Genomic DNA, 26,442 nt, shown 5'->3' with positions numbered 1-26,442 from the left:
AGGCCCGCATGAGTGACATCCTTGCAGACAGCTTAGATGGCGTTGAACGCCGGTCGCTGGCTGACTTCACCGAAAATGCCTACCTCAACTACTCCATGTACGTGATCATGGACCGTGCCTTGCCGCATATCGGCGACGGCCTGAAGCCCGTACAGCGGCGCATTATCTATGCGATGAGTGAGTTGGGCCTGGACGCTGACTCCAAGCACAAGAAGTCGGCGCGTACCGTCGGTGACGTGCTCGGTAAATTCCACCCTCACGGCGACTCGGCGTGCTACGAAGCCATGGTGCTGATGGCCCAGCCGTTCAGCTACCGCTACACGTTGGTGGACGGCCAGGGTAACTGGGGTGCGCCGGATGATCCGAAGTCCTTCGCCGCCATGCGTTACACCGAAGCGCGTCTGTCGCGGTATTCGGAAGTGCTGCTCAGCGAACTGGGCCAGGGCACGGCCAACTGGGGCCCGAACTTTGACGGCACCCTCGACGAGCCGCTGGTGTTGCCGGCACGTTTGCCGAATATCCTGCTCAATGGCACCACGGGTATCGCCGTGGGCATGGCCACTGACGTACCGCCCCACAACCTGCGGGAAGTGGCCAGCGCCTGCGTGCGCCTGCTGGATGAGCCGAAGGCTACGGTCGAACAGCTCTGCGAGCATATCCAGGGCCCGGATTACCCGACCGAAGCAGAAATCATCACGCCTCGCGCCGACCTGCTGAAAATCTACCAGACCGGTAAAGGCTCGGTGCGCATGCGCGCCGTGTACCACATCGAAGACGGCGACATCATCGTCACCGCGCTGCCGCACCAGGTGTCCGGCGCCAAGGTGCTGGAGCAGATTGCCGCGCTGATGCAGGCCAAGCCGTCGAAGCTGCCGCAAGTCGCCGACCTGCGTGACGAGTCCGACCACGAAAACCCGTGCCGCATCGTGATCATCCCGACCAACAGCCGGGTCGACCATGAAGTGCTGATGCAGCATCTGTTCGCCAGCACTGAGCTGGAGTCCAGCTATCGGGTCAACATCAACATCATTGGCCTGGACGGCAAGCCGCAGTTGAAGAACCTGCGGGCTTTGCTGGTGGAATGGCTGGAATTCCGGGTGCAGACCGTGCGTCGCCGCCTGCAATTCCGCCTGGACAAGGTCGAACGCCGCCTGCACCTGTTGGACGGCTTGCTGATCGCTTACCTCAACCTGGATGAAGTGATCCATATCATCCGTACCGCCGAGCACCCGAAGGCCGAGCTGATCGCGCGCTTCGAACTCAGCGAAATCCAGGCCGACTACATCCTCGACACCCGTCTGCGTCAGTTGGCGCGACTGGAAGAGATGAAGCTGCGGGACGAACAGGACGCGCTGCTCAAGGAACAAGCCAAGCTCCAGGCCCTGCTGGGCAGCGAGGCCAAGCTGAAGAAGCTGGTGCGCACCGAGCTGATCAAGGACGCCGAAACCTATGGCGACGACCGCCGCTCGCCGATTGTCGAGCGCGCCGAAGCCAAGGCCCTGACCGAAACCGAGTTGCTGCCCAACGAGAAAATTACCGTCGTTCTGTCGGAAAAGGGTTGGGTTCGCTCAGCCAAAGGGCATGATATTGACGCCACCGGTCTGTCTTATAAGGCTGGCGACGGTTTCAAAACCGCGGCGGCGGGGCGTTCCAACCAGTTTGCGGTGTTTATCGACTCCACCGGTCGCAGTTACTCGGTGCCGGCGCACACCTTGCCATCGGCGCGGGGGCAGGGCGAGCCGTTGACCGGGCGCCTGACACCGCCGCCGGGTGCGAATTTTGAGTGCGTGCTGCTGCCGGACGATGACTCGTTGTACGTCATCGCTTCCGATGCGGGCTATGGGTTCGTGGTCAAGGGTGAAGACCTGCAGGCCAAGAACAAGGCGGGCAAGGCGTTGTTGAGCCTGCCGAACAACGCCAAGGTGATCCTGCCGCGTCCGGTGGAAGACCGTGAAGGCAACTGGCTGGCGTCGGTGACGACCGAAGGGCGCCTGCTGGTGTTCAAGATCAGCGATTTGCCGCAGTTGGGCAAAGGCAAGGGCAACAAGATCATTGGTATTCCCGGGGAGCGGGTGGCCAGTCGCGAAGAGTACGTGACCGACATCGCCGTGATCCCGGAAGGCTCGACCCTGGTGTTGCAGGCCGGCAAGCGCACGTTGTCACTGCGCCCTGACGACCTCGAGCACTACAAGGGTGAGCGGGGTCGTCGTGGCAATAAACTGCCGCGCGGCTTCCAGCGAGTGGACGCTTTACTGGTGGAAACGCCCGTTTAAGGCGATATAGAGCGCCCGATCTACGATTTAACCCGTAGATCGACGCTTTCGCGCTGGAGTCATGGCGCATATTCACGGATGATATGGCCTTTCCAGCGCCGGCGTGGCTGAGCGCGTACAGGTTATTTTTGAGTATTACATTGTGGTTCGCCTTGTGGCAGCCACCTGGATGGGATGATGACTGCTCCGCGCCTTCCTTTATTTTTGTTGCTCGCTGGCCTTTTGGGCCTGGCGGGTTGCAGCACACACCAACCGGTGTCGCTGTATCAGCTGGACAGTGGAAGTCCGGCTCAGCCTGCACAAAGTGCCGGCATGGCTGTATTGCTTGGCCCTGTTGTAGTGGCCGACTATCTGCAACGTGAAACCCTGCTGCAACGTCAGAACGACGGCAGCCTGCAAGGTTCCACCGATGGCCGCTGGGCCGGTAGCCTTTCGTCCGACATCAATCAGTTGATGTTGCGCCAGGTGGCTGGCCACCTGGACAGCCAGCGTGTGGTATTGGCGCCGGCGCCGTTGGGTTTTGCCCCGGACGTACAGGTGCTGCTGACCATTACGCGACTGGACTCGGGCGTTTCGCAGCCCGCTATCCTCGACGCGCAATGGCGCTTGATCGACCGTCGTGGCCAGGTGCGGGATAACCGCATCGTGCACTTGCAGGAAGAGCACAGCGGCAGCACCGCGTCCCAGGTCCAGGCCCAGGGTGTGTTGCTGCAACGTTTGGCTGACCAGCTGTCGGTGGCCCTCAAGCCATTGGCCAATCAGCCAGCGGTGGCAGAAGCGCCACGCAAACAAGCCCCGGCGCAGCCCAAGGCTGCGGCACCGGAGAAGCCGAAGATGCCGATGGCCGTGCCGATTCGCACCGATATGGAAGTGTTCAGGTTCTGACCTGAATACAGACCAACAAAAAGGCCCGCTGATGAGCGGGCCTTTTGTTTGTGCGGGATTTGAGCGGTACGCAGATCTAATGTGGGAGCGGGCTTGCTCGCGAAGGCGGCGGATCAGTCGATACATAGGCTGACTGACAGGCCGCTTTCGCGAGCAAGCCCGCTCCCACATTGATTTGCGTTGTTCTTTAGTTCTTCGCCCGCGTCTCATGCATCCGCGCCAGCTGGCGCTCAAGCATCGACGGGTAAGGCTCCATCAACCGCTCCACACAGCACGCACCTTCAGGGCTGGCAATCGGGCGGATCCGCGCACGCTGGCGAATCAGCACGTCGTCACTGATCTTGCGTTCCACCAGCAGCAGGTTGCGGCTGTGTTGCGACAAGGCCAGCGCATCCTGGGCAATCTCGGTCAGGAGCAGATCGATCTGGCTCATGCCATACAGATCGTCGCCCACCGTCAGGCCCAATTGCAGTTGCAGGGTGATGCCGCTGTCGGCCACTTCGATTTGCAGCGCATGGCCCAGGGCCCGCAGCAGTTCACCGCAGCAGATGGCGTTGGTCAGGTAGTCTTCGCCGCTGTCTTCGCTGTGGAACAGCATCAAGGTGCTGCCGTCGTTCAGGGTGTGCAGTTCGCTCTGATACAGCGAGGCCGCCTGGTCGAGGCAGTCACGATAACGTTCCAGCAACTCGGTCAGGCGTGCCCGCGGCAAGCGACGCAGTTGATCCTGTGCGCCCAGTTGCACGGCCAATACGGCGCTGTGCTGGGGCTGGGTGCTGCGCACCGGAGCAGGCTGCACAGCAGGAGCGGTTGGCACTGAAGTATCGCGAAGATCGGCGAACGGGTCTTCTTCGTCCAGTTCGTCTTCTTCTGCCTTGATCACATGACGGGTCGCCGGCTTTTGGGCCGCTACCGGCGCAGACTCGTCGAAGCTCGGGTCCCGCAGGTTGCGCACTTCAAACTCGGGCTCGTCGTCTTCGTAGTCGGTGTCGTCGAACTCGGGCTCGGGTTCAACCTCGGGCACTACGGGCTCCGGCGCGAAGCTGGTGTGCAGTTGGCGGGCGAGGTCGCCGATTTCGTCCTGGCGGTCGGTGGCCGGGGTGTGTTCATCGATATCCCGCAGCCAGATGCGCAGTTGCATCAGTGGCGTGGAGATATGCCGGCCCAGGCGCAGGCTCAAGGCCAGGGACAGTGCCAGCAGGATCGCACTCAAGATACCCATGCTTTGCAGGCTGATGGTCATCGGCTGCTGGAACTGTTGCATGTCCAGGCTGATGCGCAGTTGGCCGGCCTTCACGTCCTGAAACGTGATATTGCTCTGGTACAGGCCTTCGGCTTCACCCAGCAGGCCGTTTTTCGGGCGTTGCCCGGCTTCGGCCATGATCCGGTTGTCCACGCTATAGATAGCGGCGTGGGCAACCAGCGGGTTCTTGGTCAGGTTGTTGAGCAGCACGTTGAGGCTGAGGATGTCGTTGGACACCAACAACTCAGTCGCCGAGGTGGCGGTCTGGGTGGTCAGGCTCTCGCCCAAAGCGTCGGCTTGCTCGTGCATGGCCTGCTTGAACTGCAAACCCATCACGCAGGCGTAGATGACCAGGGCCAGGGCGACCAGGATCACGTTATGGCTGGCGATGCGTAATGCGATCGGTACACGGCGGTGGCGCAGTGCCCGGAAGATCAGCAGGAAGAAGTTATCGGTTTTTACTGGCGTGGGCCGGTTCACTTAAGCTCGGCTCTTTAGTCCGTGAAGTTGACGCGCAGTATAGCGACAGGCCCAAGACCGGCAAAGCGCTGGCTGTGCCCGATGGTCACTGAAAGTGGGTAGAATGCGGTTTTTTTCCAGCTCGGGGGTGCGCTTTGCGCGAAATTGTCCTGATTAACATCACAGGTGAGGACCGTCCGGGTCTCACCGCAGCCATTACCGGTGTTCTGGCCCAGGGTGGTGTGAACATTCTCGACATCGGCCAGGCAGTGATTCACGACACGCTGTCGTTCGGCATCCTGGTGGAAATTCCCAGCACCGAGCAAGCCTCGTCCGTGCTCAAGGACATCCTGTTTACGGCGTATAAGCTGGATCAGCAGGTGCGTTTCACCCCGGTGTCCGAAGAGGATTACCAGAGCTGGGTGGCCGGCCAGGGCAAAAAACGCCACATCGTGACCCTGTTGACCCGCAAGGTGACGGCCGAGCAATTGCAGCGTGTCAGTTCGATCACGGCTCAGTACGGTTTGAATATCGACCACATTGACCGTCTGTCGGGTCGTATGCCGTTGGACACGCCAGCAGACAAGGGCAAGGGCTGCATCGAGTTCTCCGTACGCGGTGAGCCGGCAGATCCCCAGGCCCTGCGTGCCGAATTCCTGAGCGTTGCCCAGGAGCTGAATGTCGATATCGCCTTCCAGGAAGACTCGCTGTTCCGCCGTAATCGCCGCCTGGCGGTGTTCGACATGGATTCGACGCTGATCGAAGCCGAAGTCATCGACGAATTGGCCAAGGCTGCCGGTGTAGGCGAGCAGGTTTCGGAAATTACCGAGCGTGCCATGGCTGGTGAGCTGGATTTCCGAGCCAGCTTCAAGGAGCGCCTGGCGCTGCTCAAGGGCCTGGATGTGAGCGTACTGGACTCCATCGGTGCCTCCCTGCGACTGACCGAAGGCGCCGAAACCCTGTTCGCCGAACTCAAGCGCCTGGGCTACAAGACCGCGATCCTGTCGGGCGGTTTCACCTACTTCGCCAAGCAATTGCAGGCCAAGCTGGGTATCGACTATGTGTTCGCCAACGAGCTGGAAGTGGTGGACGGCAAGGTGACGGGCGTCGCCGTGGAGCCGATTGTCGACGCACAGCGTAAGGCTGACCTGTTGCGGGAATTGGCACACAAGGAAGGGTTGCGTCTGGAGCAGACCATTGCGGTCGGCGACGGGGCAAATGACTTGCCGATGCTGGCGATTGCCGGGTTGGGTGTGGCGTTCCGGGCCAAGCCGCTGGTCAAGCAATCGGCCAAGCAGGCGATTTCGACTTTAGGGCTGGATGGCGTGTTGTACCTGTTGGGGTTCCGCGATCGCGACGGTCAGCTCTGAAGATCGTTCCCACGCTCTGCGTGGGAACGCCGCCCTGGACGCTCCGCGTCCGATTTTGAGGTTGGGACGCGGAGCGTCCCGGGATGCATTCCCACGCGGAGCGTGGGAATGATCGCTAGGTCAGGCTTTCGGCAAACCCATGCCCTGGCCCATCTGCACCGGCGTCCCCGCCTGCAGTGCTTCCGACCATTGAACCTGGTCCGGCCCAAACAGCACGATTGCCGTCGAACCCAGCTTGAAGCGCCCCAGTTCCGCACCTTTTTCCAGGTGGATCGGCCCACGGGCAGCTTCGTCATAACGGAAGGTTTTCAGCTCGCGTTTTGGCGGCGTTACCAATCCTGCCCAAACCGTTTCAATCGATGCCACGATCATCGCGCCAACCAGCACCACGGCCATCGGGCCGCGTTCGGTGTCGAAGATGCAGGCAACACGCTCGTTACGCGCAAACAGTTCCGGCACATTTTCGGCGGTGGTCTGGTTTACCGAGAAGATTCGGCCAGGGATATAAACCATTTCCCGCAGGGTGCCGGCCAATGGCATATGCACCCGGTGGTAGTCCTTCGGCGACAGGTAAACAGTGGCGAAATCGCCGCCCATGAACGGCGCAGCCACCGCCGCATCGCCGCCCAGCAATTCCAGCACGCTGAAGCTGTGGCCCTTGGCCTGGAACACCCGGCCATGTTCAATCGGGCCCAACTGGCTGACCGCGCCATCGGCCGGGCTCAACACCGCACCTGGGGTTTGATCCAGCGGCCGTGCACCGTCTTTCAGTGCGCGGGTGAAGAAGGCGTTGAAGTGCTCGTAAGCGGTCACGTCTTCAACCAGGGCCTGGGACATGTCCACTTGATAACGCTTGGCAAACCAGCTGGTGAACGCATTCTTGAACCAGCGCACGCGGCATTCGGCAATGCAACCGGCCAGACGCGACAGCAGGTGGTGGGGCAGCAAGTACTGGCTGAGGATGAACAACTGCTTTTTCATTAACTGTCCTTAAACCTTAAATCTCAACGGGGGTGTCGGGGTGGTTGCCCCATTCGCCCCAGGAACCGGCATAACCTTTGACTCGCGGATAACCGAGCGCCTTGGCCACCAGGTAGGTGAAGCCAGAACGGTGGTGAGTCTGGCAGTGGGTGATGATTTCTTTGTCGCGGGTCAGCCCGAGGTCTTCGAGGATCTGCGGCATGTCGCGGCGGATGCGCAGTTGGCGTGCCTTGTCCATGCCGGCGGTCCATTCGAAGTTCACCGCGCCCGGGATGTGTCCACCCTTGGCCGCGAGGACTTTCTCGCCGGAGTATTCCAGCGGGCCACGGGCGTCCCAGATGCCCAGGTCGGCAGCGCCGAGACGGCTTTGCAGGTATTCGCGGGTGGCGGTGGGTTCTTCATGCAACGTCAGGCTGACCGGGCCGCCGGCGCTGGCCGGTACCTCGGTGGACACTGGGTGTTTTTCTTCCAGCCACGCCAGCAGGCCGCCGTCGAGGTAGTGGTATTTCTTGTGGCCGATGACGTCGAGCATCCAGATGAATCGCCCGGCCCAGCCACCGCCTTCGTCGTCGTACACCACGTAAGTGGCATCCGGAGTGTGGCCCAGTTCGCCGAACAGCTTTTCCAGATCAGCCTTGCCCGGCAGCAGGCCCGGCGCTGGTGGCTGGCCCAGTTGAGTGCGTTTTGGATCAACGAAACGTGCGCCGGGGATATGCCCTTCGGCGTAACGCGCAGCGCTGGTGAGGTCCACCAGGATCAGGTGTTCGGCATCGAGGCGACCGAGCAGGTCACTGGCCTCGATGACCAGCGGCAAGCCAGAGAAGTCAGGCATGTGAGGTCTCCTGGGCATAAAAATTGGGCGCTAAGGGAGGGCGATTGTAGCGCAAGCGTCAGGCACTGCGGTTGGTAAAGCTGTGCAGGGCCTTTTCGATGCATTGGGCGGTTTTGCCGAAGGCCTGCACGGTGGTTTCCGAGAACGGCCCGCCGCCCTGGTCGGCCACCATCAGCATCACCACCCGGCCATTGCAGCTCAGGGAGCGCAGCAGCAGGTGTTCGCCCTTGAACAGGCGGCGCAGTTCCGGCGGCAGCAGTGCCGAGAACTGGGCGTGGTTGTCGGGGTTGAGGCGCACCTGGGCGGACTTGGCCAGCAGGCGTTGCAGCAGGGTGCTTTGCGCCACGTCGAGGCTCATGTGGTCGGCGTCCTTCGGCAGGCCGTCGACTTGATGCACACGTAGCGTGCTCAAGGTTTTGTCCGCCATCAGCAGCATCACCCGTTGCATGCCGCAGGCCACGAGGGCTTCCTTGGCGCAGGTGGTCAGGTGCATGGCATTGGCAAAGCGGCTGGGCTCTACGAGCAATTCGGTGCAGCGCTTGCGCCAGATCGCCAGGGACTCGGCGGTGGGTGGCGGTGCCGGCAGCAAGCCGTGGTGAACGCGCTGCACATCCCATGGCCAGATCAACGACAGCGCCGGGTGCCACAGGTCGCGCATCAGGGTGCTGCGGGCGCTGATCGCCGCGTGTTGGTGGGACTGTTGCTGCACTTCGGCCAACGGTTGCTGCAGGTAAAGCGCAGTGAGGTATTGCCAGCGCTGGGTGTGCGGGCAGGTCCAGGACTCCTGCGCCGCCAGCGCCAGGCCGTTGGCCAACAGCACAGTGTTGGCCGGCTGGTTCAGCCAGCGACGCAGGTTCGGGTCGGCATCCAGCAACTGCTGTTGGCGCAACGGCTCGTCTTCACGGGCAATGCTCAGCGCCTTGACCAGCAAGCGTTGTTCCGTCAGCAGTAACGTATAACCCTGGGATACCCAGATCGGCAGGCGCCAGGTGTTGGTCAGCCCCAGGCACAGGTCCAGCAGGCGTACGCCGAACAGCTCCTGTTCGACTGTGCGGGCCGATTCGCCCTTGTGAATCACCCGCAGCTCCCATTCTTCCAGCAGCTTGGGATAGGCAATCGCCATCGGCCACAGCGGCGAAAGGAACAGCAGGCTGCCCCAGTGAATGTCTTGCCACAACCGCGCCAGGCGGCTGGCGAACAGGCCGCTGGCTTGTTGCGAAGCGTGCTGGCTGATCATCTGCAGCTGGCGCAGGGCCACGGGGATTTCATTCAGCGGCACGGAAGGCAGGCGCCGCAGCAGCTCCTCGGTGCGCTTGAGGCCGAGGCGATTGATCGCCACTTCGAGGTTTTCTGCCGGCTCCGCGAGGCTGCCGTGGGCCTGGTTATTGGCCTCGCGCATCACGCTCAGCACCAGCGCCGGGCTGTTCTGCATCAGCTCTGCAATATCCCGCAACGAACTGCGGTTGTCGCCGATGGCCTTGCAAACCCGGTCGTGGCTCGCCTGTGGAACAGGCAACAGCACATCGTCCAGGCGCTTTATCCAAGCGGCGAGGGTGGCGGGTTTTTGAGTTGGGACTGTCGTTTCATTTGCCATGATTGGGGCGCGATCATCACTTGCGGTCAACACGCCCGGGACGGGCCGAACTGGTTTTTCGCCATAACGGGCTATAGTCTGGCGCAGATTTGCCGATAAGTAGAACAAGAGTTTTCAACTCTTGCGAATATGACCCTGAACCCGACGGCGCAAGTACTCATCCCCTATGGCTAAAATTATCGGCATCATCGTCGTCATCGCGAGCGTGCTCGGCGGATACGTCCTTTCCCACGGCAAGATTGCGGCGCTGATCCAGCCTTTCGAAGTGCTGATTATCGGCGGTGCGGCGTTCGGCGCATTCCTGCAGGCCAACCCCGGCTACATGACGATGCACGTGATCAAGAAGTCGCTGGGCATGTTCAGCTCGCGCTTCTCCCACACCTTCTACCTGGAAGTGCTGGGGCTGATCTACGAGATCCTCAACAAGAGCCGCCGCGAAGGCATGATGGCCATCGAAGGCGACATCGAGGACGCCGCGGCGAGCCCGATTTTCGCCAAGTACCCGGCCGTGCTCAAAGACGAGCGCATGACCGCCTATATCTGTGATTACCTGCGCATCATGTCGTCCGGCAACATGGCGCCCCATGAGCTGGAAGGCCTGTTCGACATGGAACTGTTCAGCCTCAAGGAAGAGCTGGAGCACCCATCCCACGCCGTGACCGGCATCGCCGACGGCATGCCCGGTTTCGGTATTGTTGCCGCGGTGCTCGGGATCGTGGTGACCATGGCCTCCCTCGGTGAAGGCGACCAGAAAGCCATCGGCATGCACGTCGGTGCGGCACTGGTAGGTACCTTCTTCGGTATTCTCGCGGCCTACGGTTTCTTCGGCCCGCTGGCCACGTCCCTGGCCCACGATGCCAAGGAAGAAGTGAATCTGTACGAAGCCATCAAGGCCTGCCTGGTGGCTTCGGCTTCCGGCATGCCGCCATCGTTGGCAGTGGAGTTCGGGCGCAAGGTTCTGTATCCGAAGCACCGTCCAAGCTTCGCTGAGCTGGAACAAGCGGTTCGCGGTCGCTAAGCCATGGAAAACAACCAGCCGATCATCATCAAGCGCGTCAAGCGCTTCGCTGCGGGGCACCATGGCGGCGCCTGGAAAATCGCCTTCGCCGACTTTGCGACGGCGATGATGGCGTTCTTCCTGGTGCTGTGGCTGATGTCCACCGCCACGCCGGAACAGAAGATCGCCATCGCCGGTTACTTCAAGGACCCCATCGGTTTCTCCGAGAGCGGCACGCCTTTTGTGATCGACCTCGGTGGTTCGCCGCAACTGGCGCCCGAGCGCACCATCAACCCGGAAATCAAGACCGACTCGCCGCAGGAAAAGATCCCGATCGAGCGCGACACCGTCGAGAGCATGGCCGAACAGGTCGAGCAGGAACGCCTGGAATTGCTGCTGCAGGAACTGCAAACCAAGGTTGAGGAAAACCCGCAACTGCTGAAGTTCAAGGACCAGATTTCCTTCGAGATCACCCCGGATGGCTTGCGCATCCAGATCACGGACGCCGCCAACCGGCCGATGTTCGATTCCGGCAGTGCACGCTTGAAGCCGTACTTTGAAGACATCCTGCTGGCCATGGCCGACACCATCAAGGCGGTGCCGAACAAGATCAGCATCAGCGGCCACACCGACGCCAAGCCATATGCAGGGCAGGGCGACTTCGGCAACTGGGAGCTCTCGGCCAACCGGGCCAATGCCGCGCGTCGTGCACTGGTTGCTGGCAGCTATCCGGACCCGCAAGTGGCACGGGTGGTGGGGTTTGCTTCCTCGCAGCTGTTTGATCCCAAGGATCCGTTCAATCCGATCAACCGACGCATCGATATCGTCGTGCTGACCAAAAAGGCCCAGCGTGCAATTGAAGGTGACCCGCCTGCGACGCCACCGGCGCCGACCCAGGGTGAAGGCGCGCCGGGCGAAGTGCCGGCAGACCCGAACGCACTGCCGCCCGAGCAGGAGCCGCTGCCAGCCCATGAGCTGCGGCAGAAGCTGAACCTGTTTGACGATGGCGGTGTGAAGGATCCGACTCAGCCAGCCACTGGCTCGTAAGCAGGTACAAAAAGGCCGCGATGATCGCGGCCTTTTTGTACCTGCTACATCCTGTAGGAGCGAGCTTGCTCGCGATGGACGTTAACGATGACGCGTGCTCTCTGAATGCACGCGGCGCCCTCAAGCTTTTCGCGAGCAAGCTCGCTCCTACATGTTAATAGCTGGTCTCGGGCAAGCTGGCGATGATCGAGCGATAGCTGTTCATTCGCTGCTGCTGCACGCGGCCGTCTTCCAGTGCCTTGAGCAGGGCGCAACCCGGCTCGCGGTCATGTTTGCAGTCACGGAAACGGCAGGTGCCGATCAAGTCGTTGAACTCGATAAAGCCCGCTTCAACATCGGCACGGCTCACATGGCCCAGGCCGAATTCACGGATGCCGGGGGAGTCGATCAGCTCGCCGCCGCCCGGAAAGTGGAACAATCGCGCGGTGGTGGTGGTGTGGGTGCCCTGGCCGGACAGCTCCGACAGCGGGCCAACACGGGTTTCGACTTCCGGCAACAGGCTGTTGACCAGGGACGACTTGCCCACACCCGACTGGCCGACGAACACGCTGATGCGCCCGTCCAGTTCAGTCTGTAACTGTTCCATGCCATTGCCGTGATGCGCCGAGACTTCCAGCACCGGGTAGCCGAGGGTGCGGTACACCGCCAGCAGCGCGTTGAGCGCCGGGGCGTTCTGCTCGTCGATCAGGTCGAATTTGTTCAGCAGCAACAGCGGGCGAATGCCGGCGTGTTCGGCCGCTACCAGGTAGCGGTCAATCAGGTTGGCATGGGGCTCGGGCAGTGGCGCGAAGACAATGACGATCATGTCGACGTTGGCCGCTACCGGCTTGAGCTGGCCACGGCTGTCGGGACGACGCAGTTCGGTGGTGCGCGGCAACTGGGCGACGATCACGCCGATGCCCTGGTTGCCGGCACGCCATACCACCTTGTCGCCGGTCACCAGCGCAGGCAGGTTGGCGCGCAGGTGGCAACGGAACACCTGGCCGGCGTGATCGCCTTCGGTGGCCTCGACTTCGACCTGCACACCGAAGTGCGCGATCACCAGGCCCGTTTGCTCGGGGCCCAGGTCGCCGCCCTCAAGCGCTTCCACGGCGGAGGATTCACGTTTGGCGGCGCGGGCAGCGCGTTCGCCCTGAATCTTTTCGATGCGCCAGTTTTGGCGACGGTTGAGCTGGCGTTTGGCCATTGGTGTTCCGTGTCGATAATGCAAAGGTTAGGTGAAACGGTCGCGAGTCTAGCACGCCCTGCCTGCTAAACTGCGCAGCTACGCCAAGGTGCCAAGGAACCACGACATGCAAAACCCACAGAACCTGATTTGGATCGATCTGGAAATGACCGGTCTGAACCCTGACACCGACGTCATCATCGAGATGGCGACCATTGTCACCGACAGCAACCTCAACACCTTGGCCGAAGGTCCGGTGATCGCCATTCACCACAGCGACGCGGTGCTGGCCACCATGGACGAGTGGAACACCCGCACCCACGGCAACTCGGGCCTGACCCAGCGTGTGCGCGACAGCCGCGTGAGCATGGCTGAGGCTGAAGCCGAAACCATCGCCTTCCTGGAAAAGTGGGTGCCCAAGGGCAAGTCGCCGATCTGCGGCAACAGCATTTGCCAGGACCGCCGCTTTCTCTATACCCACATGAAGGCGCTGGAAAGCTACTTCCACTACCGCAACCTGGACGTGTCGACTTTGAAGGAGCTGGCCGCGCGCTGGGCGCCGGAAGTCAAAGACAGCTTCCACAAGGGCAGCACCCACCTGGCGCTGGACGATATTCGCGAGTCGATTGCCGAGCTGCAGCATTACCGCAAGCATTTCATCAAGTTCTAAAGCGGTAATACCTGAGCCCAGCGGGCTTTTGTGGCGAGGGGCTTGTCTGTGGCGAGGGGGCTTGTCCCCCGTTGGGCTGCGAAGCGGCCCTAAAATCTGACATCCCGATCTACCTGAAAACTCTATTGCCTTTAAAAGGGGCTGCTTCGCACCCCAACGGGGGACAAGCCCCCTCGCCACAACTTTGCAAGGATCGCCATCATGCTGCTGATGCTCTACCTCATCGCCATCACCGCCGAAGCCATGACGGGTGCCTTGTCCGCCGGGCGGCGCGGGATGGACTGGTTCGGTGTGGTGCTGATCGCCTGCGTGACGGCGCTGGGCGGCGGTTCGGTGCGTGACGTGTTGCTCGGCCACTACCCGCTGACCTGGGTCAAACACCCGGAGTACCTGGTGCTGACCTCCGTCGCGGCCCTGGTGACCATCTTCATCGCTCCATTGATGCGCCACCTGCGCTCGCTGTTCCTCGCGCTGGACGCCGTGGGCCTGGTGGCCTTCACCCTGATCGGCAGCATGACCGCCCTGGAAATGGGCCACGGCATGCTGGTGGCGTCAGTCAGCGGTGTGATCACCGGGGTATTCGGCGGCATCCTGCGGGATATCTTCTGCAACGACATTCCGTTGATCTTCCGCCGCGAGCTGTACGCCAGCGTGTCGTTCCTGGCCGCCTGGTTCTACATGCTGTGCATCTACCTTGAGCTGCCAAGTGAGCAATCGATCCTGCTGACGCTGTTCAGCGGCTTTCTATTGCGCCTGCTGGCGATCCGTTTTCACTGGGAAATGCCCAAGTTCGTCTACAACGACGACGTGCACTGACGTTCGGCGTGCTGGTTCAGCGCCCATTCCACATGTTCGCGCACCAGTTCCGAGGGGTATTCCCGACGCGCCTTCAGCGCTTCCAGCACCGGAATGCTTGATGGCGCATTGCCCAGGCCCACCGCCAGGTTGCGCAGCCAGCGCTCATAGCCGGCGCGGCGCAGGGGAGAACCTTCGGTGCTGCTGAGGAATTTGTCCTCGTCCCACATAAACAACTCGGCGAGCTCTGCGTTATCCAGGTTGTGCCGTGGCTTGAAATCGCCTTCGTCGGTAGGCCGCGCGAAACGATTCCACGGGCAAACGATCTGACAGTCATCGCAGCCGAATACCCGATTGCCGATCAGTGGGCGCAGTTCTTCGGGGATCGCGCTTTTCAGCTCGATGGTCAGGTAGGAAATGCAGCGCCGGGCGTCCAGCACGTAGGGCCCGACGAAGGCATTGGTAGGGCAGATATCCAGGCAGGCGGTGCAGCGGCCACAATGTTCGGTGGCGTGGGGTGGGTCGACCGGCAACGGCAGGTCGACAAACAGCTCGCTCAGGAAGAAGTAACTGCCCGCCTTGCGATTGAGTACCAGGGTGTTCTTGCCGATCCAGCCCAGCCCGGCCTGCTCGGCGATGGCTTTTTCCAGCACGGGGGCGCTGTCGACAAAGGCGCGGAAGCCGAACGGGCCGATTTGCGCCTGGATGCGGTCGGCCAGTTGCTGCACGCGCTTGCGGATCAGCTTGTGGTAGTCGCGGCCCAGGGCGTAGCGGGAGATGTAGGCTTTTTCGGGTTTGGCCAGCAGTTGGGCCATTTGGGTGTCGCCCGGCAAGTAGTCCATGCGCAGTGAGACCACGCGCAAGGTGCCGGGTACCAGCTCCTCCGGGTGTGAGCGCTTGCTGCCGTGGGCGCCCATGTAGTCCATTTCGCCGTGGTAGCCGGCGTCGAGCCAGCGTTGCAGGTGCTGTTCATGCTCGGCGAGGTCGAGGCCGCTGATGCCCACTTGTTGAAAGCCCAGCTCGCGGCCCCAGTCTTTGATCGATTGGGCGAGGGCGGGCAGGTCGTAGGTAATAGCAGGCATGAACAAGAGAAACCGCAGGTTAGATGCGTATAATTCTGCCAGACATCGGAGCTTGAAGACGCATGCCGCAGACAAAACACGAAATACCCGACGTTCAGCACCTGTTGCCCGGCCAATTGCCGCAACTCGCTGCGCGTTCCCCGGACGCCCATAAAGGCCAGTTCGGCCATGTATTGCTGATCGGCGGCGACCGCGGTTTTGGCGGCGCCGCCTTGCTCAGTGCTGAAAGTGCCCTGCGCAGTGGTGCCGGCATGGTTTCCCTGGCGACCCGTAGCGAGCACGTCGGTGCGGCGCTGGCGCGGTTGCCGGAAGTGATGACGGTGGGCGTGCACTCGGCCAATCAATTGATGGGCCTGCTGGAAAAGATTTCCGTGATCGTCATCGGCCCGGGCCTGGGCGAGGCCTCCTGGGGCAAAAGCCTGCTGTCGGTAGCGGCCAATGCCAGGCAGCCGCAAGTCTGGGACGCCGATGCCTTGAACCTGCTGGCGGCGGGCAGCGTCAGCCTGCCGGCCAATTGCGTGATCACTCCGCATCCTGGCGAAGCGGCCCGCTTGATGGGTATTTCGACAGCCGAGGTTCAGGCCGACCGCCTTAACGTGGCGCGCGCCTTGAGTCAGAAATTCAATGCGGTGGCGATCCTCAAGGGCGCCGGCAGCTTGATCGCCAGCCCGGACGGTCGGGTTGCCCGCTGCGAGCAGGGCCATCCTGCAATGGCAACCGCTGGCCTTGGCGATGTGTTGGCCGGCCTGGTCGGTGCTTTGCTGGCGCAAGGCATGCCGGCATTTGATGCCGCCTGCCTGGCGGTCTGGCTGCATGCCACTGCCGGAGATCGCCAGGGTACCTACGGTCGCGGGCTGGCCGCCAGTGACCTGATTCCTGCCATTCGTCAGTTGCTGGAGGAGCAATCGCCGTGTCTGAAGTAGTTCTTTTCCTGCCTGATGAAGACGCCATGGTCGCCTTGGGCAACCGTATTGCCCGGGTCACTCAAGGCTCAGGGCTGATCTTTCTGGAAGGCGATCTCGGCGCCGGAAAAACCACCTTGTCCCGGGGCATCATTCGCGGGTTGGGGCACGCGGGTGCTGTGAAAAGCCCTACGTTCACCTTGGTAGAACCCTACGAAATCGGTGACGTACGAGCGTTCCACTTCGACCTGTATCGCCTGGTGGACCCGGAAGAACTGGAATACATGGGCATTCGTGATTACTTCGATGAGGACGCCTTGTGCGTGATCGAGTGGCCAGATAAAGGCACAGGCTTTTTGCCAAAGCCGGACCTGACCATTACCATTACCCCGCATAAGCAAGGACGTCAGCTGAAGTTGTTGTCCCAGAGCGCGCGCGGCGAGTCGTGGTGCGCCGCCTTGGCATTGGAATTCAAATAATTGATGGGGTTAGGTATGCGCTTTCGCGCGTTGGTTACTGTCGTAGGGGTGTTGCTTGCGGCAATGACTTTCAATGCACTGGCGGCCTCACAGGTGAAAAGTGTTCGCCTGTGGCGGGCACCGGATAACACGCGACTGGTATTCGACCTGTCTGGCCCGGTTCAGCACAGCGTCTTCACCCTCACGGCGCCTGATCGCCTGGTGATTGATATCAACGGTGCGACCCTGGCCGCGCCGTTGAAGGTCGCCATGGCCAATACCCCGATTACCGCGATGCGCTCGGCCCAGCGTACGCCGACCGACCTGCGGGTGGTCATCGACCTGAAAAAGGCCGTGACCCCGAAAAGCTTCGTGCTGGCGCCCAACGCGCAGTATGGCAACCGGCTGGTGGTCGACCTGTTCGACAACGCCGCCGATGCCGCGCCGCCGCCTGCGCCAACTCCAAGCGTCGCGACGATACCTGCGGTGCCGGTCAACCAGTCGCAACCCCAGGTCAAATTGCCGCCGTTGCCACCGGCTCCTGCGGGCAAGCGTGACATTATTGTGGTTATCGATGCCGGTCACGGCGGCGAAGACCCGGGAGCCTCGGGCTCGCGCGGCCAGCATGAAAAAGACGTAGTACTGGCCATCGCCCGCGAACTGCAGCGCCAGATCAATGGCATGAAAGGCTACCGCGCCGAGCTGACCCGTACCGGCGACTACTTTATTCCGCTGCGTGGCCGTACCGAAATCGCCCGCAAGAAGGGCGCCGACCTGTTCGTCTCGATCCACGCCGACGCCGCACCTTCGGCCGCGGCGTTTGGTGCCTCGGTGTTTGCCCTGTCTGATCGCGGCGCTACGTCCGAGACCGCCCGCTGGCTGGCGGACAGTGAAAACCGTTCCGACTTGATCGGCGGGGCTGGCAACGTATCCCTCGACGACAAGGACAAGATGCTCGCTGGCGTATTGCTCGATCTGTCGATGACCGCCTCGCTGACCTCCAGCCTGAACGTGGGGCAGAAAGTCCTGAGCAACATTGGTCGCGTCACCTCGCTGCACAAACAGCGCGTGGAACAGGCCGGGTTCATGGTGCTCAAGTCGCCGGATATTCCGTCGATCCTGGTGGAAACCGGGTTTATCTCCAACTCCAACGAAGCCTCGAAACTGGCCTCGGCCAGCCACCAGCAGGCGTTGGCGCGCTCCATCAGCGCCGGTGTTCGCCAGTTCTTCCAGCAGAATCCGCCGCCGGGCACTTATATAGCCTGGCTGCGTGACTCCGGGAAAATCGCCCAGGGCCCGCGTGACCATCGCGTGCAGCCGGGTGACACCCTGGCGATGCTGGCGGTGCGCTTCCAGGTGTCAGCGGCAACCTTGCGCAGTGCCAACAACCTCAAGACCGATGAATTGAAGGTCGGCCAGGTGTTGACCATCCCGGGCACTGAACTGGCGGCGCAATAATGAGCGAAACAGTCTTGAGCAATACCTCGCGCATCGAGCTGCTAAGCCCGCGTCTCGCCAACCAGATCGCGGCGGGTGAGGTGGTCGAGCGGCCAGCGTCGGTGATCAAGGAGTTGCTGGAAAACAGTATCGACTCCGGCGCCAGGCGCATTGATGTCGATGTTGAGCAAGGCGGCGTCAAGCTGCTGCGAGTGCGCGACGACGGCAGCGGGATTTCCTCCGATGACCTGCCGCTGGCCCTGGCCCGTCACGCCACCAGCAAGATTCGCGACCTGGAAGACCTGGAACGGGTGATGAGCCTCGGGTTTCGTGGTGAGGCCCTGGCTTCCATCAGCTCGGTGGCTCGCCTGACCCTGACGTCCCGCACCCGCGACGCCGATCAGGCCTGGCAGGTTGAAACCGAAGGCCGCGACATGGCGCCCCGGGTCCAGCCGGCGGCACATCCGGTGGGCACCTCGGTGGAAGTGCGCGACCTGTTCTTCAACACCCCGGCCCGGCGTAAATTCCTCAAGGCCGAAAAAACCGAATTCGATCACCTGCAGGAAGTCATCAAGCGCCTGGCCCTGGCGCGGTTTGATGTGGCTTTCCACCTGCGCCACAACGGCAAGACCATCCTCAGCCTGCACGAGGCCCATGATGATGCGGCCCGTGCGCGGCGTGTCTCGGCCATCTGCGGCGCGGGGTTCCTGGAGCAGGCGCTGCCGATCGAGATCGAACGCAATGGCCTGCGACTGTGGGGTTGGGTGGGTTTGCCGACTTTCTCCCGTAGCCAGGCGGACATGCAGTATTTCTTCGTGAATGGCCGGGCGGTGCGCGACAAGCTGGTGGCCCACGCGGTGCGCCAGGCGTATCGCGACGTGCTGTTCAACGGGCGGCATCCGACGTTTGTGCTGTTTTTCGAGGTCGCCCCGTCGGTGGTCGACGTCAACGTGCACCCGACCAAGCACGAAGTGCGCTTCCGTGACGGTCGCATGGTCCACGACTTTCTTTACGGCACCCTGCACCGCGCCTTGGGCGATGTGCGGCCGGATGATCACCTGGCGGCGCCGATTGTCACGGCTGTTGTCCGTCCTTCAGGGCCGGAAGCCGGCGAGTTCGGGCCTCAGGGCGAAATGAGCCTGGCGGCCAACCTGCTGCAATCGCCGCAAGCCCAGCCGAGCTATACCGCACCAGGCTCAGGCGCCGGCGCCGGTTATCAATACCAGTACACCCCGCGTCCGCAATCGGCGGTGCCGGTGGCCGAGGCCCAGGCGGCCTATCGCGAGTTTTTCGCGCCGCTGCCCGGCGCCGAGCCAGGCGCTGCCTCGTTGCCGGAAGGCCAGGGCGACGTACCGCCGTTGGGTTACGCGCTGGCACAGCTCAAGGGTATCTATATTCTTGCGGAAAACGCCCATGGCCTGGTGTTGGTGGACATGCACGCCGCCCACGAGCGGATCATGTACGAGCGCCTGAAGATCGCCATGGCCAGCGAAGGCCTGAGCGGTCAGCCGCTGCTGGTGCCGGAATCCCTGGCGGTCAGCCAGCGGGAAGCGGATTGCGCCGAAGAGCACGTCAGCGTGTTCCAGAAGCTGGGCTTTGAGCTGCAACGCCTGGGGCCGGAAACCCTGGCTATCCGCCAGATTCCGGCTTTGCTCAAGCAGGCAGAGGCCAACCGGCTGGTGGCCGACGTACTGGCGGACCTAATGGAATACGGCACCAGTGACCGGATCCAGGCCCACATCAATGAACTGCTCGGCACCATGGCCTGTCACGGCGCCATCCGCGCCAACCGCCGGCTGGCCTTGCCGGAAATGAACGGCCTGCTGCGGGACATGGAAAACACCGAGCGCAGCGGCCAGTGCAACCATGGCCGCCCGACCTGGACCCAGATGGGCCTGGACGACCTCGACAAACTGTTCTTGCGCGGCCGTTGATGAGTGCCTTGCCCCCCGCAATCTTCCTGATGGGCCCCACGGCCGCCGGCAAGACCGACCTGGCCATCGAGCTGACCAAGGTCTTGCCGTGCGAGTTGATCAGTGTCGACTCTGCACTGGTTTACCGGGACATGGACATCGGCACTGCCAAACCTTCAAAAGAGCTGCTGGCCCAGTATCCGCACCGGTTGATCGACATTATTGATCCCAGCGAGAGCTATTCGGCGGCGGATTTTCGCATCGATGCGCTGGCCGCCATGGCCGATATCACCGCGCGGGGCAAGATTCCGCTGTTGGTTGGCGGCACGATGCTCTACTACAAGGCCTTGCAGGAAGGTCTGGCTGATATGCCGCCAGCTGATCCACAGGTGCGCGCCGAACTTGAAGAAGAGGCTGCGCGCCTTGGCTGGCAGGCCTTGCACGATCAGTTGGCCATTGTGGATCCGGTTTCCGCCGCGCGAATTCATCCCAATGACCCCCAGCGCCTGACGCGAGCGTTGGAAGTCTGGCGGGTCAGTGGCCAGACCATGACTGAACACAGGCTGAAACAAACTGCGCAAAGTGCTGAAGCAGGCGCCTCGGGACACTCACAATTGCCCTATACTGTGGCGAATCTGGCCATCGCTCCGACGGATCGCCAGGTGCTGCATGAACGAATTGCACAAAGATTCACAATTATGTTGGAACAGGGGTTTGTGGAGGAGGTCGTAGCACTGCGTTCAAGAGGTGACCTGCATCCAGGGCTGCCTTCGATACGTGCTGTAGGCTACCGCCAAGTCTGGGATCATCTGGATGGCAAGCTGACGTCAGCCGAAATGCAGGAGCGCGGCATCATTGCCACGCGCCAATTGGCGAAGCGTCAGTTCACCTGGTTGCGCAGTTGGAGCGATTTGCACTGGCTGGACAGCCTGGACAGCGACAATCTGTCACGCGCCTTGAAATACTTGGGAACGGTCTCCATATTGAGCTGAGTCCTTGCAATTGCCGTCTATCCTTGGGGGTGTGACGGCCATGAGCTATCTATTTTCCGATTTTTATTATTGATCCTTAAAGGAGTGCGGCACATGTCAAAAGGGCATTCGCTACAAGACCCTTACTTGAATACTTTACGTAAAGAGAAAGTTGGGGTTTCCATCTATCTGGTCAACGGTATCAAGCTGCAAGGTACGATCGAGTCGTTCGACCAGTTCGTGATCCTGCTGAAAAACACCGTAAGCCAAATGGTTTACAAGCACGCTATCTCGACCGTAGTGCCGGTTCGTCCAATTCGTCTGCCTAGCGCAACCGAAGAACAGGGTGACGCCGAGCCTGCACCAGGTAACGCCTGATAGGAGTCTCCTTTGTTCTTTGAGCGCCACGGTGGTGGTGAGCGAGTAATCCTCGTTCACTTGGATGGACAGGACCCTGAGGCGCGCGAAGATCCGCAGGAGTTTCAGGAGTTGGCAAATTCGGCCGGCGCCGAGACCGTCGCGTTTTTTAACGTGCCGCGTCATCGGCCAACCGCCAAATTCCTGATCGGCAGCGGCAAGGTCGAGGAACTGCGCGACCTGGTCCACGCCGAAAAGGCCGATCTGGTGATTTTCAATCACATCCTCACGCCCAGTCAGGAACGTAACCTCGAACGAGTTTTCGAGTGTCGCGTGATCGACCGCACGGGTCTGATTCTCGATATTTTCGCTCAACGCGCCCGTACCCATGAAGGCAAGCTCCAGGTAGAACTGGCCCAGCTTGACCACATGAGCACCCGGCTGGTGCGTGGCTGGACTCACCTTGAGCGCCAGGGTGGCGGCATCGGCATGCGCGGCCCGGGTGAAACCCAGCTGGAAACCGACCGGCGTCTGCTGCGGGTGCGCCTGCGACAGATCAAGGGCCGCCTGGAGAAGGTGCGCAGCCAGCGCGAACAATCGCGACGTGGCCGTATGCGTGCGGATATCCCGACCGTTTCCCTGGTGGGCTATACCAACGCCGGCAAATCCACACTCTTCAACAACGTGACGAAATCGGACGTGTACGCGGCCGACCAACTGTTCGCGACCCTCGACCCGACCTTGCGCCGTCTGGAACTGGACGACCTGGGGCCGATTGTCCTGGCCGATACCGTGGGTTTCATTCGTCACTTGCCCCACAAGCTGGTCGAGGCATTTCGGTCTACGCTCGAAGAGTCGAGCAATTCCGACCTGCTGTTGCACGTGATCGATGCGGCCGAACCGGATCGCATGTTGCAGATTGAACAGGTCATGGTGGTGCTGGGCGAGATTGGTGCCCAGGACTTGCCGATCCTCGAGGTCTATAACAAACTCGATTTGCTTGAAGGCGTTGAGCCACAAATCCAGCGCGACGAAAACGGCAAGCCCCAGCGGGTCTGGCTGTCGGCGCGTGATGGCAGTGGCCTGGAATTGCTTGAACAAGCCATTGCCGAGCTGTTGGGCAGCGATTTGTTCGTCGGCACCTTGCGCTTGCCGCAGCGTTTTGCTCGACTGCGTGCACAGTTTTTCGAGCTGGGCGCGGTACAGAAAGAAGAACACGACGAAGAAGGTGTCAGCTTGCTGGCCGTTCGATTGCCGCGCTCGGAGCTGAATCGGCTGGTCAGCCGTGAAGGCGTTGTGCCGACAGAGTTCATCGAACAACACACTTTGCAATAAAAGCCTGAGAAAGCGGTTGTGCCGCTGTGACAGGCATTCTGTAGCATTGGTCGGCGCGCCGTGGGTGCGTCTTTGCTTTATCAGATGGAGAGCGCTATGGCTTGGAATGAGCCGGGTGGCAACTCGAATAATCAGGATCCTTGGGGTGGTAAACGCCGCAATAATGGCGACCGCAAGGGGCCACCAGATCTCGACGAGGCCTTCCGAAAGCTGCAGGAAAGCCTGAATGGGTTGTTCGGTGGTGGAAAAAAACGTGGTGGTGACGAAGGCGGTCGTACGAGCAAGGGCGGTGGTTACGGCCTGCTCGGCATCGGCCTCGTCGTGCTGGCGGCCGTCTGGCTGTACAGCGCCGTCTATGTGGTGGACGAGCAGGAGCAAGCCGTGGTGCTGCGCTTCGGCAAGTACTACGAGACTGTCGGCCCTGGCCTGAACATCTACTTCCCGCCGATCGACAAGAAGTACATGGAAAACGTCACGCGTGAGCGTGCCTACACCAAGCAGGGCCAGATGCTGACCGAAGACGAGAACATCGTCGAAGTGCCGCTGACCGTGCAGTACAAGATCAGCAACCTGCAGGACTTCGTGCTGAACGTCGACCAGCCGGAGATCAGCCTGCAACATGCGACCGAAAGCGCCCTGCGCCACGTGGTGGGTTCCACCGCAATGGACCAGGTGCTGACTGAAGGCCGTGAATTGATGGCCAGCGAAATCAAGGAGCGCCTGCAACGGTTCCTCGACACGTACCGCACCGGTATCACCGTGACCCAGGTCAACGTACAGAGCGCAGCGGCACCGCGTGAAGTGCAGGAAGCCTTCGATGACGTGATCCGTGCCCGTGAAGACGAGCAGCGTTCGCGCAACCAGGCTGAAACCTACGCCAACGGCGTGGTGCCGGAAGCCCGTGGCCAGGCCCAGCGCATCCTTGAGGATGCCAACGGTTACCGCGACGAAGTGGTCTCCCGCGCCAAGGGTGAGGCAGATCGTTTCACCAAGCTGGTGGCCGAGTACCGCAAGGCACCGGAAGTCACCCGTGAGCGTCTGTACCTGGACACCATGCAGGAAGTCTTCAGCAACACCAGCAAGGTTCTCGTGACCGGCAGCAAGGGCGGGCAGAACAATCTGCTGTACCTGCCGCTGGACAAGATGATCGAAGGTGGTCGTAGCAGCACCAGCGCACCGGCTACCGGTTCCAATGCTGCTGCCAACGAAGCGAGCGCCCGTGCGGCCGCTGACCTGCTGCAACAGCAAACACGTACCAGGGAGAGTCGTTGATGAGCAATAAATCGCTGACCGCCCTGATTGTGGGCGTCGTCGTGGTCATCGCTGCCTGGAACTGCTTCTATATCGTGTCTCAGACCGAGCGCGCGGTGTTGCTGCAATTCGGTCGCGTGGTCCAGGCGGATGTCCAGCCGGGCCTGCATGTGAAAGTCCCCTACGTCAACCAGGTGCGCAAGTTCGACGGCCGCCTGATGACCCTGGATGCACCGACACAACGCTTCCTGACCCTGGAAAAGAAAGCTGTGATGGTTGACGCCTACGCCAAGTGGCGCGTCAAGGATGCCGAGCGCTTCTACACCGCGACCTCCGGCCTCAAGCAGATTGCCGACGAGCGTTTGTCGCGCCGTCTGGAATCGGGCCTGCGTGACCAGTTTGGTAAGCGCACCCTGCACGAGGTGGTATCCGGTGAACGTGACGCGCTGATGGCGGACATCACGCGTTCGTTGAATGCGATGGCGGAAAAAGAGCTGGGCATCGAGGTGATCGATGTTCGGGTCAAGGCCATCGACCTTCCGAAGGAAGTGAACCGCAGCGTGTTCGAGCGTATGAGCACCGAGCGTGAGCGCGAGGCTCGTGAGCACCGCGCCAAGGGTAACGAACTGGCAGAAGGGATCCGCGCGGATGCCGACCGTCAGCGTCGCGTACTGTTGGCTGAAGCCTATCGCGAGTCTGAAGAGGCCCGTGGTGATGGTGATGCTCAAGCCGCTTCGATCTACGCCAAGGCCTATGGCCAGGACCAGGAGTTCTACGCGTTCTACCGTAGCCTGCGCGCCTACCGTGAAAGCTTTGCGAACAAAACCGACGTCATGGTGCTGGACCCAAGTAGCGATTTCTTCCGCTACCTGGAAAAGTCCAAGTAACCCGCATGTAGTCTGAGAATCGCTCCGTCGGGCGGCTAAAATGCCGGGCGGGGTGATCCTTTCAGAAAACGGGTGTATGATGCGGCAGCCGGGAAATTCCCGGCTTTTTTGCGTCTGCATGTTTGATTGTGGTTTTGCTCCGCAGGCGCCACAGGTTTTTCGAGGAAAGTGCCCGACGAGGCCGATTGTTGGTCGTTCGTCACGTCGCTCTTGCGCGTGGTTTATGCAGGGGCCGGGTATTTTCTGCTTCACTCAAGGCTCGCCCGAGGGCTGGCCGCCCGGATCATAGGGGAATGGCGTAATGGCAACGGTAGACCGCTGGCTGCTGCCAGATGGCATCGAAGAAGTACTGCCACCAGAAGCTGCGCGCATTGAAATCGCGCGCCGCCAGGTGTTGGATCTGTTCCAGAGCTGGGGTTACGAGTTTGTCGTGACTCCGCATATCGAGTACCTGGAATCCCTGCTGACCGGCGCGGGCCAGGACCTGGATCTGCGCACCTTCAAGGTCATCGACCCGCAATCGGGCCGGCAAATGGGCTTTCGTGCCGACATCACGCCGCAAGTAGCGCGCATTGATGCGCACACCCTGCGTCGCGAAGGGCCAAGCCGCCTGTGCTACGCCGGCAGCGTGCTGCATGCGCAACCGCGTGCGTTGTCGTCGTCCCGCAGCCCGATCCAGTTGGGCGCCGAGTTGTACGGTGATGCCAGCCCGAGCAGCGACGTGGAAGTCATCAGCCTGATGCTGGCCATGTTGCAGCTGGCCGATGTGCCGGATGTGCACATGGACCTTGGGCATGTCGGTATCTACCGCGGCCTGGCCCGTGCGGCCGGCTTGTCGGGTGAAGTGGAACAACAGTTGTTCGATGCCTTGCAGCGCAAGGCCATCGATGAAGTGATTGCCCTGACGGCGGGCGTGCCTGCCGACCTGGCCGGCATGCTGCGTGCGCTGGTGGATCTGTGTGGCGGCCGTGAAGTACTGACCGCCGCCCGTGATCGCCTGGCGAATGCGCCGGCTGATGTATTGGCGGCCCTGGACGATGTGCTGGCGATTGCCGAGCAGTTGTCTGCGCGCTTCCCGCAGTTGCCGCTGTATTTTGATTTGGGTGAGTTGCGCGGCTACCACTACCACACCGGTGTGGTGTTCGCGGTGTTTGTCCCGGGTGTTGGCCAGGCCATCGCCCAGGGCGGTCGTTACGACGATATCGGCGCCGACTTCGGTCGCGCTCGTCCGGCGACCGGTTTTTCCACCGATTTGAAGACCCTGGTGACCCTGGGGCGTGCTGAGGTCGAACTGCCGTCTGGCGGTATCTGGATGCCCGACAGTACGGACGCAGCACTCTGGCAGCAGGTTTGCCAGTTGCGCAGTGAGGGTCAGCGTGTGGTCCAGGCCTTGCCTGGGCAGCCATTGGCCGCCGCCCGTGAAGCGGACTGCGACCGGCAATTGATTCAGCAGAACGGGCTTTGGCAAGTATCGCCACTGGCTTCTTGAGTTTTCCTGCCGGCCACTGCCGGCACCAAGTTTGCGCGAATGAGGACAAGTG

The 26,442-nt window shown here is 61.5% G+C and carries 23 protein-coding genes and 1 pseudogene; 18 read left to right on the top strand and 6 right to left on the bottom strand.

The window, feature by feature from the left end:
* The first annotated feature begins 8 nt into the window (after nt 1-8).
* The gene (parC, locus tag HX839_RS02745; protein WP_003217539.1) at nt 9-2,273 is read left to right on the top strand and encodes a DNA topoisomerase IV subunit A; all 2,265 of its coding nucleotides are present in this window, start codon (nt 9-11) and stop codon (nt 2,271-2,273) included.
* Nucleotides 2,274-2,450: 177 nt separating this feature from the next.
* Nucleotides 2,451-3,158 carry a membrane integrity-associated transporter subunit PqiC gene (locus tag HX839_RS02740; RefSeq protein ID WP_003217538.1) on the top strand — a complete coding sequence of 236 codons (708 nt, stop codon included), beginning with the start codon at nt 2,451-2,453 and terminating at the stop codon, nt 3,156-3,158.
* Nucleotides 3,159-3,345: 187 nt separating this feature from the next.
* On the opposite strand, the gene HX839_RS02735 is transcribed toward HX839_RS02740, so the two are convergent.
* Nucleotides 3,346-4,878, bottom strand: coding sequence for an AhpA/YtjB family protein (locus tag HX839_RS02735; RefSeq protein ID WP_008439111.1), 1,533 nt, complete (start codon nt 4,876-4,878; stop codon nt 3,346-3,348).
* A gap of 134 nt (nt 4,879-5,012) precedes the next feature.
* Here HX839_RS02735 and serB point away from each other — a divergent pair, with 134 nt between their 5' ends.
* Nucleotides 5,013-6,227 carry a phosphoserine phosphatase SerB gene (gene serB, locus HX839_RS02730; RefSeq protein ID WP_003217536.1) on the top strand — a complete coding sequence of 405 codons (1,215 nt, stop codon included), beginning with the start codon at nt 5,013-5,015 and terminating at the stop codon, nt 6,225-6,227.
* Between the two features lie 120 nt (nt 6,228-6,347).
* Here the strand turns inward: serB and asd are convergent, their stop codons facing one another.
* Genes asd through HX839_RS02715 form a run of 3 tightly spaced genes read right to left on the bottom strand, consistent with a single transcriptional unit; the run spans nt 6,348 to nt 9,634 of the window.
* On the bottom strand, nt 6,348-7,208 hold the full coding sequence (asd, locus tag HX839_RS02725) for an archaetidylserine decarboxylase (protein WP_003217535.1): 861 nt from the start codon (nt 7,206-7,208) through the stop codon (nt 6,348-6,350).
* Between the two features lie 16 nt (nt 7,209-7,224).
* Nucleotides 7,225-8,040 (bottom strand): rhodanese-like domain-containing protein, encoded by an 816-nt coding sequence (locus HX839_RS02720; RefSeq protein WP_102367974.1) that lies wholly within the window; start codon nt 8,038-8,040, stop codon nt 7,225-7,227.
* Nucleotides 8,041-8,098: 58 nt separating this feature from the next.
* Nucleotides 8,099-9,634: an HDOD domain-containing protein gene (locus HX839_RS02715; RefSeq protein WP_003217533.1), complete on the bottom strand. Its 1,536-nt coding sequence runs from the start codon at nt 9,632-9,634 to the stop codon at nt 8,099-8,101.
* A gap of 166 nt (nt 9,635-9,800) precedes the next feature.
* On the opposite strand from HX839_RS02715, the gene motA reads away from it, so the two are divergent.
* From motA to HX839_RS31790, 3 genes and pseudogenes are all read left to right on the top strand, one after another.
* Nucleotides 9,801-10,652 (top strand): flagellar motor stator protein MotA, encoded by an 852-nt coding sequence (motA, locus tag HX839_RS02710; protein ID WP_003217532.1) that lies wholly within the window; start codon nt 9,801-9,803, stop codon nt 10,650-10,652.
* A 3-nt stretch (nt 10,653-10,655) separates the two neighbouring features.
* Complete coding sequence (gene motB, locus HX839_RS02705) at nt 10,656-11,678, top strand: flagellar motor protein MotB (RefSeq protein ID WP_087692483.1); 1,023 nt, start codon at nt 10,656-10,658, stop codon at nt 11,676-11,678.
* Between the two features lie 20 nt (nt 11,679-11,698).
* Nucleotides 11,699-11,830 (top strand): annotated as a pseudogene (locus HX839_RS31790) (outer membrane lipoprotein carrier protein LolA); the annotation flags it as partial.
* Between the two features lie 2 nt (nt 11,831-11,832).
* On the opposite strand, the gene rsgA reads toward HX839_RS31790, so the two are convergent.
* A complete protein-coding gene (gene rsgA, locus HX839_RS02700; protein ID WP_003217530.1) occupies nt 11,833-12,864 on the bottom strand; it encodes a small ribosomal subunit biogenesis GTPase RsgA in 1,032 nt (343 codons plus the stop codon).
* Nucleotides 12,865-12,970: 106 nt separating this feature from the next.
* On the opposite strand from rsgA, the gene orn reads away from it, so the two are divergent.
* Together orn and HX839_RS02690 are read left to right on the top strand one after the other, a co-directional pair.
* Nucleotides 12,971-13,513 carry an oligoribonuclease gene (gene orn / locus HX839_RS02695; RefSeq protein WP_003217529.1) on the top strand — a complete coding sequence of 181 codons (543 nt, stop codon included), beginning with the start codon at nt 12,971-12,973 and terminating at the stop codon, nt 13,511-13,513.
* A 198-nt stretch (nt 13,514-13,711) separates the two neighbouring features.
* Nucleotides 13,712-14,329 (top strand): trimeric intracellular cation channel family protein, encoded by a 618-nt coding sequence (locus tag HX839_RS02690; protein ID WP_172834585.1) that lies wholly within the window; start codon nt 13,712-13,714, stop codon nt 14,327-14,329.
* On the opposite strand, the gene queG is transcribed toward HX839_RS02690, so the two are convergent.
* Complete coding sequence (gene queG, locus HX839_RS02685) at nt 14,308-15,390, bottom strand: tRNA epoxyqueuosine(34) reductase QueG (protein ID WP_003217527.1); 1,083 nt, start codon at nt 15,388-15,390, stop codon at nt 14,308-14,310. The two genes, HX839_RS02690 and queG, sit on opposite strands and share 22 nt — an antisense overlap.
* Nucleotides 15,391-15,452: 62 nt before the next feature.
* On the opposite strand from queG, the gene HX839_RS02680 reads away from it, so the two are divergent.
* The 10 genes from HX839_RS02680 (at nt 15,453) to HX839_RS02635 (ending at nt 26,390) form a co-directional block, all read left to right on the top strand.
* Complete coding sequence (locus tag HX839_RS02680) at nt 15,453-16,313, top strand: NAD(P)H-hydrate dehydratase (protein ID WP_177066697.1); 861 nt, start codon at nt 15,453-15,455, stop codon at nt 16,311-16,313.
* The gene (gene tsaE, locus HX839_RS02675; RefSeq protein ID WP_177066696.1) at nt 16,301-16,771 is read left to right on the top strand and encodes a tRNA (adenosine(37)-N6)-threonylcarbamoyltransferase complex ATPase subunit type 1 TsaE; all 471 of its coding nucleotides are present in this window, start codon (nt 16,301-16,303) and stop codon (nt 16,769-16,771) included. The genes HX839_RS02680 and tsaE overlap by 13 nt, the downstream gene beginning before the upstream one ends.
* Nucleotides 16,772-16,774: 3 nt before the next feature.
* Nucleotides 16,775-18,208 carry an N-acetylmuramoyl-L-alanine amidase gene (locus HX839_RS02670; RefSeq protein ID WP_202948682.1) on the top strand — a complete coding sequence of 478 codons (1,434 nt, stop codon included), beginning with the start codon at nt 16,775-16,777 and terminating at the stop codon, nt 18,206-18,208.
* A gap of 14 nt (nt 18,209-18,222) precedes the next feature.
* Nucleotides 18,223-20,121, top strand: coding sequence for a DNA mismatch repair endonuclease MutL (gene mutL / locus HX839_RS02665; protein ID WP_177066727.1), 1,899 nt, complete (start codon nt 18,223-18,225; stop codon nt 20,119-20,121).
* Entirely contained in the window at nt 20,121-21,092 is a 972-nt protein-coding gene (gene miaA, locus HX839_RS02660) for a tRNA (adenosine(37)-N6)-dimethylallyltransferase MiaA (RefSeq protein WP_003217518.1), read from the top strand. Before mutL ends, miaA begins: the two co-directional genes overlap by 1 nt.
* Nucleotides 21,093-21,185: 93 nt before the next feature.
* On the top strand, nt 21,186-21,449 hold the full coding sequence (gene hfq, locus HX839_RS02655) for an RNA chaperone Hfq (protein ID WP_003217515.1): 264 nt from the start codon (nt 21,186-21,188) through the stop codon (nt 21,447-21,449).
* Nucleotides 21,450-21,461: 12 nt separating this feature from the next.
* On the top strand, nt 21,462-22,763 hold the full coding sequence (hflX, locus tag HX839_RS02650; protein WP_003217514.1) for a ribosome rescue GTPase HflX: 1,302 nt from the start codon (nt 21,462-21,464) through the stop codon (nt 22,761-22,763).
* Between the two features lie 96 nt (nt 22,764-22,859).
* Nucleotides 22,860-24,035 carry an FtsH protease activity modulator HflK gene (gene hflK, locus HX839_RS02645; protein ID WP_087692480.1) on the top strand — a complete coding sequence of 392 codons (1,176 nt, stop codon included), beginning with the start codon at nt 22,860-22,862 and terminating at the stop codon, nt 24,033-24,035.
* Nucleotides 24,035-24,901, top strand: a complete 867-nt coding sequence (gene hflC / locus HX839_RS02640; protein WP_003217510.1) for a protease modulator HflC — start codon at nt 24,035-24,037, stop codon at nt 24,899-24,901. The genes hflK and hflC overlap by 1 nt, the downstream gene beginning before the upstream one ends.
* 301 nt (nt 24,902-25,202) lie before the next feature.
* Nucleotides 25,203-26,390 carry an ATP phosphoribosyltransferase regulatory subunit gene (locus HX839_RS02635; protein ID WP_003217507.1) on the top strand — a complete coding sequence of 396 codons (1,188 nt, stop codon included), beginning with the start codon at nt 25,203-25,205 and terminating at the stop codon, nt 26,388-26,390.
* The last annotated feature ends 52 nt before the right edge of the window (nt 26,391-26,442 follow it).

The sequence above is a fragment of the Pseudomonas sp. I8001 genome (assembly GCF_013385345.1).
GTDB lineage: Bacteria > Pseudomonadota > Gammaproteobacteria > Pseudomonadales > Pseudomonadaceae > Aquipseudomonas.
Note: the sequence above shows the minus strand (reverse complement) of the source record. Positions and strands in the feature narration are given on the sequence as shown.

Bases quoted from the DNA above. Each gene is read 5' to 3' on its own strand.
- HX839_RS02715 (WP_003217533.1), bottom strand. From the start codon at position 9,634: ATGGCAAATGAAACGACAGTCCCAACTCAAAAACCCGCCACCCTCGCC.
- rsgA (WP_003217530.1), bottom strand. From the start codon at position 12,864: ATGGCCAAACGCCAGCTCAACCGTCGCCAAAACTGGCGCATCGAAAAG.
- HX839_RS02670 (WP_202948682.1), top strand. From the start codon at position 16,775: ATGGGGTTAGGTATGCGCTTTCGCGCGTTGGTTACTGTCGTAGGGGTG.
- motB (WP_087692483.1), top strand. From the start codon at position 10,656: ATGGAAAACAACCAGCCGATCATCATCAAGCGCGTCAAGCGCTTCGCT.
- orn (WP_003217529.1), top strand. From the start codon at position 12,971: ATGCAAAACCCACAGAACCTGATTTGGATCGATCTGGAAATGACCGGT.
- queG (WP_003217527.1), bottom strand. From the start codon at position 15,390: ATGCCTGCTATTACCTACGACCTGCCCGCCCTCGCCCAATCGATCAAA.
- motA (WP_003217532.1), top strand. From the start codon at position 9,801: ATGGCTAAAATTATCGGCATCATCGTCGTCATCGCGAGCGTGCTCGGC.
- asd (WP_003217535.1), bottom strand. From the start codon at position 7,208: ATGAAAAAGCAGTTGTTCATCCTCAGCCAGTACTTGCTGCCCCACCAC.
- HX839_RS02740 (WP_003217538.1), top strand. From the start codon at position 2,451: ATGACTGCTCCGCGCCTTCCTTTATTTTTGTTGCTCGCTGGCCTTTTG.
- hfq (WP_003217515.1), top strand. From the start codon at position 21,186: ATGTCAAAAGGGCATTCGCTACAAGACCCTTACTTGAATACTTTACGT.
- HX839_RS02720 (WP_102367974.1), bottom strand. From the start codon at position 8,040: ATGCCTGACTTCTCTGGCTTGCCGCTGGTCATCGAGGCCAGTGACCTG.
- HX839_RS02680 (WP_177066697.1), top strand. From the start codon at position 15,453: ATGCCGCAGACAAAACACGAAATACCCGACGTTCAGCACCTGTTGCCC.
- parC (WP_003217539.1), top strand. From the start codon at position 9: ATGAGTGACATCCTTGCAGACAGCTTAGATGGCGTTGAACGCCGGTCG.
- hflC (WP_003217510.1), top strand. From the start codon at position 24,035: ATGAGCAATAAATCGCTGACCGCCCTGATTGTGGGCGTCGTCGTGGTC.
- HX839_RS02635 (WP_003217507.1), top strand. From the start codon at position 25,203: ATGGCAACGGTAGACCGCTGGCTGCTGCCAGATGGCATCGAAGAAGTA.
- hflK (WP_087692480.1), top strand. From the start codon at position 22,860: ATGGCTTGGAATGAGCCGGGTGGCAACTCGAATAATCAGGATCCTTGG.
- miaA (WP_003217518.1), top strand. From the start codon at position 20,121: ATGAGTGCCTTGCCCCCCGCAATCTTCCTGATGGGCCCCACGGCCGCC.